3 protein-coding genes are annotated in these 5,192 nt (G+C 72.1%); all 3 read left to right on the top strand.

The window, feature by feature from the left end:
- Positions 1-956 (top strand): MinD/ParA family ATP-binding protein (locus DZF91_RS40520; RefSeq protein ID WP_407920948.1); only part of this gene is annotated, 956 nt, incomplete at its 5' end.
- 49 nt (positions 957-1,005) lie between these two features.
- Complete coding sequence (locus DZF91_RS28690; RefSeq protein ID WP_117360242.1) at positions 1,006-3,510, top strand: ATP-binding protein; 2,505 nt, start codon at positions 1,006-1,008, stop codon at positions 3,508-3,510.
- On the top strand, positions 3,507-5,192 hold a 1,686-nt coding region (locus DZF91_RS28685), incomplete at its 3' end, for a type IV secretion system protein (RefSeq protein ID WP_117360244.1). The genes DZF91_RS28690 and DZF91_RS28685, both read left to right, overlap by 4 nt.

The raw sequence follows: 5,192 nt of genomic DNA, 5'->3' as shown, positions 1-5,192 counted from the left end.
CGGTGCGGCCACGGCCGCTGCCGCCGCCGCCCGAGCCGCCGCGCGCTCCGGAACCCGCGATCACGCCGCCCGACCCCGAGCACGAGGTCACCGGCGGCGGGCTGCGCCGGCTGTTCCACGCGGTCGGCGGCGGGCACGGCGACGCCGACGCCGAGTACGAGCAGCGGCTCCAGCAGCCGTTCCAGGGCTCGCGGCACATCGTCGTCCTCGGCTGCACCGGCGGCGCCGGGCAGACGGTCACCGCGCTGATGCTCGGCCACACGTTCGCGCAGCACAACGGCGAACCCGTCGTGGCCGTGGACGTCAACCCCGGGCCGGGCGCCCTCGCCCGCCGGACGCGCAGCGAGACCAACGAGACCCTGACCGGGCTCATCACGCGCGCCGACCAGATCGGCAGCCTCACCGCGATGCGCCGGTACACCTCGCAGGCCAAGTCCGGGCTGGACGTCATCGCGGCCGGGAAGAACCCGCTGCAGGCGCTGGACGACCGCGACTACGCGCTGGCCATCCGCACCATCGACCGGTTCTACTCGGTGACGCTGCTGGACGCCGCCGCCGCCGTGGTCGCGCGCGTCCTGCCGTACGCCGACCAGGTCGTCCTCGTGGCGCCCGCCAGCGCCGACGCCCCGCGCGCGGTCGCGATGACCTACGAGTGGCTGGACGGCCACGGGTACGTCGACCTGCGCCAGCGGGCGGTCACGGTGATCAACGGGGTGAGCCGCCGCAGCATGGACGATGTTGAACAAGCCGAGGCGGTCGCGCGGGGGCGTTGCCGAGCGCTGGTGCGCATCCCGTGGGACGATCACCTCAGCATGGATCGTGCGCCGCGCAACGAGTTGAAGGCGCTGCGCGCGCCGACGCGGCGCGCCTACCTCGCCCTCGCCGGCGTGGTCGCCGGCGGGTTCGCCGCCGTGCCCGAGCGTTACACCGAGCAGCAGCAGGAGGCCGCCCGATGAGCCCCGAGCCAGGTCCCGGACGAGCGCGACCGGACCGGAGGCACGAGCGATGAGCCGGATGACGAAGCCGCGGTCGAGCCGGCTGCCCGTCCGCTACTTCGACGACCGGGTGCTGCTGACCGACACCGCGGCGTGGGCGTACTTCCGGCTGCCGACGGTGTCCTACGAGTTCACCACCGGCGAGGAGCGCGAGGCGCTCGCCACGAACATCACCATCGCGCTCGCGGGCATCCGGATGCAGGACGCGGAGATCCACCTGCGGATCGCGCACCGCACCTACCCGGCGGCGGAGTGGGCCCGCGCGCTGGACCGGACGTCCGACGGCGGTCCCGGCTGGGCGGACTACCTGGAGGAGACCTACCGGCACGTCTGGGCGAAGGTCTTCTGGACCAAGGAGATCTACCTCGGCGTCCGGCTCGGCCCGCGCGGCATGGGCGCGCAGCTGTCCGGCGGCGCGATCGCGCAGCTGCTGAACTTCTACAAGCGCAGCGAGTCGGTCCTCGGCATCGAGGACGACGCGATCGACGCCAAGGAGATCGCGCGCTGGACCGAGCAGGCCGAGCGGATCGGCCGGGCGCTCGGCGGGTCCGCGCTGTTCGCGCGGCACGCCACCTCGACCGAGGTCGCGTGGCTGTTCCAGCACGCCGTGACCGGATCGCTGATCGACCCGCCGCCGTCCGCGGTCCCGCGCCGCACGTGGGGGCGCGGCGAGATCGAGGCGCTGGTCGAGGGCGCCATCCACAACGGCCGCTCGTACCTGCGGATGGAGCAGCCGAACTTCAACGGCGTGGGCGTCGGCGCGACGGCCGAGTCGTACGTGGCGTACCTGTCGTTCGCGCGGTTCCCCGACCTGATGCCGTTCCCGGACGGCGAGCCGTGGTTCCACTACGCCGACGCGCTGTCGTTCCCGGTCGAGATCAGCGCGCGGATGAAGCTGATCCCGCCCGCCAAGGCGTCCAAGGACGTCTCGCGCAAGCTCGCGCACGCCCGCGACATGGACCAGCACATCCGCGAGGCCGGCGCGGAGGCGCCGATCGCGCTCGCCGAGCAGATCGACGCGGCGCGGATGCTGGAGCACGGCATCACCAAGGAGCGCCTGCCGTTCGTGTACGGGTGGCACCGGCTGATCGTGTCCGCGCCCAGCGCCGAACTGCTGGCGCAGCGCGTGGACACCGTGGTCGAGCACTACCGCGACATCGGCATCGACGTGGTGAACTCGACCGGCGACCAGTTCAGCCTGTTCTGCGAGTCGCTGCCCGGCGACCGCATCCGGCTGAACGCGTACGCGCAGCGGCAGCCGCTCCGCACGATCGCGGGCGGCATGCCGACCGCGACGGTCGACCTCGGCGACCGTCCGGACGACGCGAACGAGGGCTGGATCGGCCCGTACGTCGGCGAGACGCTGGGCCGGGCGCGCTCGATCGTCCACTTCGACCCGCTCGTCGCGGCGGCCCGCAACCGACCGACCGCGGTCGCGATCACCGGCGAGCCCGGCGGCGGCAAGACCACCCTCGCGCTGCTGCTCATCTACCAGATGGCGCTGCGCGGGGTGACGATCGCCGCGATCGACCCGAAGGGCGACGCCGAGTCGCTGGTCGAGCTGCTGCGGGCGCGCGGCCGCAAGGCCCGGGTGCTGCCGCTCGGGTCCGCCGCGCCCGGCCTGCTCGACCCGTTCTCGTTCGGGGACGACCTGGCCGCGAAGAAGACGATGGCGACCGAGACGCTCCGGCTGCTGCTGCCGCGCATGTCGGAGGAGCGCGAGTCGGCGATGATCCAGGCGGTCGGCGCGGTCGCCAACGCCGACCGGCCGTCCCTCGGCAAGGTCGTGGACCACCTGGAGTCGGCTCCGGACCCGGCGTCCAAGAACCTCGGCGCGGTGCTGCGGTCGATGTCGGAGATGCGGCTCGCGCGGCTGTGCTTCGACCCGTCCGGCGGCGAGCGGATCGACACCGAGGGCTGGACGACCGTGTTCACCCTCGGCGGCCTGACCCTCCCGGACGTGTCGATCAGCCGCGAGGACTACTCGTACGAACAGCGCCTCTCGGTGGCGCTGATGTACCTGGTGTCGCAGTTCGCGCGGCGGCTGATGCACGGCCTGGACCGGCGCCTCCCGAAGGCCATCTTCCTGGACGAGGCGTGGGCCATCACATCGACACCCGAGGGCGCCAAGCTGGTGCCGGAAGTGTCGCGCATGGGCCGTTCTCGCAACACTGCGTTGATCCTGGTGTCACAGAACGCCGGGGACCTCTTGAATGAACAGGTGACCAACTGCCTGTCCTCGGTGTTCTCGTTCCGCTCGACCGAGCGCGTCGAGGTGGAGAACGTGATGGCGCTGCTCGGGGTGGAGCCTTCCGACGAGCACAAGGCCGTCCTGCGGAACCTGGGCAACGGCGAGTGCGTCTTCCGCGACCTCGACGGCCGCGCGGGGCGCATCGGCGTCGACCTGGTCTCCCCGGAACTGCGCGCCTGGCTCGACACGAACCCGACCCGGCAGCACCCCGGGACGTCCGACCTGTCCGCCGCGGGGGCCCACACCGAGGAGGCCGCCCCATGAAAGCCCGCCGACCCCCCGTGCTCCCGGGCCGCCGCGCCCCCCGAATCCAGCGGCGTCCGGACCAAGGGCTCGACCTGACCCGCAGGGACGGCAGGCGGCGGCGGGGGCCGCGCCGGTCGGCGCTGCTGACCCTCATCGTGGCGCTGTTCATGTTCGGGCTGACCCCGATCGCGAGCGCGGGCCCGTTCGGCGGCGACCCGTGCAAGCCGGCGGACAGTCCGGCGCCGGAGCAGTACGGGGCCGGGGCGGACGGCATGATCAAGCCGCCCGACTACCCGAGCGAGAAGCTGAAGGCGACGCCGCCCGCGCAGCTGACCTACTACGACCGGTACGGGACGGCGGGGCAGTCCTGGTACGCGGTCGACATGGGCTGCTCGGACGCGATGGCGATGATGGGCAACGCCCTCGCGAACACGACGTTCACGCTGGTCCGGGCGATCGACCGGACGACGATCAGCGTGTACCAGGCGGCGGCGAGCGAGTCCCTGCTCGGCTGGCTGAAGGGCACCGTGGACGGTGTGATCAGCCAGATGGGCAAGACGTTCAACGCCCGGTACTGGTCCTGGGTGGTGATCCTCGGCGCGATCACGCTGGCCTGGTGGGGGCTGGTGCGCAAGCGGGCCAGCAAGGTCACCGAGGGCGTGATCTGGATGGTCGCGGCGATGGTCGCGCTGATCTGGCTGATCGCGCGGCCCGCGGACTTCACCACGCTCGGGACGAAGGTCTCGGGAGCGACGAGCGCCGCGTTCAACGCGGCACTGCCGCAGAGCGACACCAAGGGTTCGACCTGTATCCCCGCGCCCGCGCCGCCCTCGGGGCAGCCCGCGCAGCCGGCCGCCGCGCAGCCGGACGCGACGACGCGGAACGCGAACGGGCTGTGGGTCGCCCTGGTGTGCAAGCCGTGGCTGATGGGCGAGTTCGGCACGACCGACCCGAACGCCAAGATCGTCAAGGACAACGCCGACAAGCTGCTGTACTCGCAGGCGGTCGACATGTCCGAGACGTACGGGCAGCAGAAGGTCGATCTGGCGAAGAAGGCCGACGCCTACAAGGACGTCTCGAAGAACGTCAAGGAGAACTACTCCGGCACGTACGCGCTGTTCCAGGGCAAGAACTGGACGAGTCGCCTCGCGGTCGCGTTCGGCGGCCTGTTCGCGGCGCTGGTGGCGGGGCTGCTGATCCTGGTGATCGCGATCGCGTTGATCGTCGTGAAGATCGCGTTCCTGCTGCTGCTGGTGGCGGGGCCGATCTTCCTGGGCATCGGCATCCATCCGGGGATCGGGCGCGTCATCGCGATCCGGTGGCTGGAGCTGCTGCTGTCGATGCTGCTGAAACAGGCGGCGCTGATCGGTGTGCTGTCGCTGCTGCTGTGGGCGTACGGGCTGATCCTCGGCGAGACGCTGCCGTGGGGTCTGCAGATCCTGCTGATCGCGCTGGTCACGTGCGCGGCGTTCGTGTACCGCAAGCCGTTCCAGCACCTGTTCTCGGCGGTCGGGTACTCGGCGGTCGGGGCGCGGGAGAAGAGCCAGGCGCACCTGGACAAGTCGGTCGCCGAGGCGCGCAAGAACACCGTGGGCGTCGCGGGGGCCGTGGTCCCGGGCGCCGCCGGGTACCGGCTCGGCCGGTGGACGAAGCGGGACGCGGCGGCGGACGCTGCGGGCGACGCCGGGGCCGCGGCCGCG

Origin of the sequence: Actinomadura logoneensis, assembly GCF_003428695.1 — a bacterium.
Lineage (GTDB): Bacteria > Actinomycetota > Actinomycetes > Streptosporangiales > Streptosporangiaceae > Spirillospora > Spirillospora logoneensis.
This window is presented reverse-complemented; position numbering and strand designations above follow the sequence as displayed.

Coding starts and splice junctions, on each gene's coding strand:
- DZF91_RS28690 (WP_117360242.1), top strand. CDS start 1,006: ATGAGCCGGATGACGAAGCCGCGGTCGAGCCGGCTGCCCGTCCGCTAC.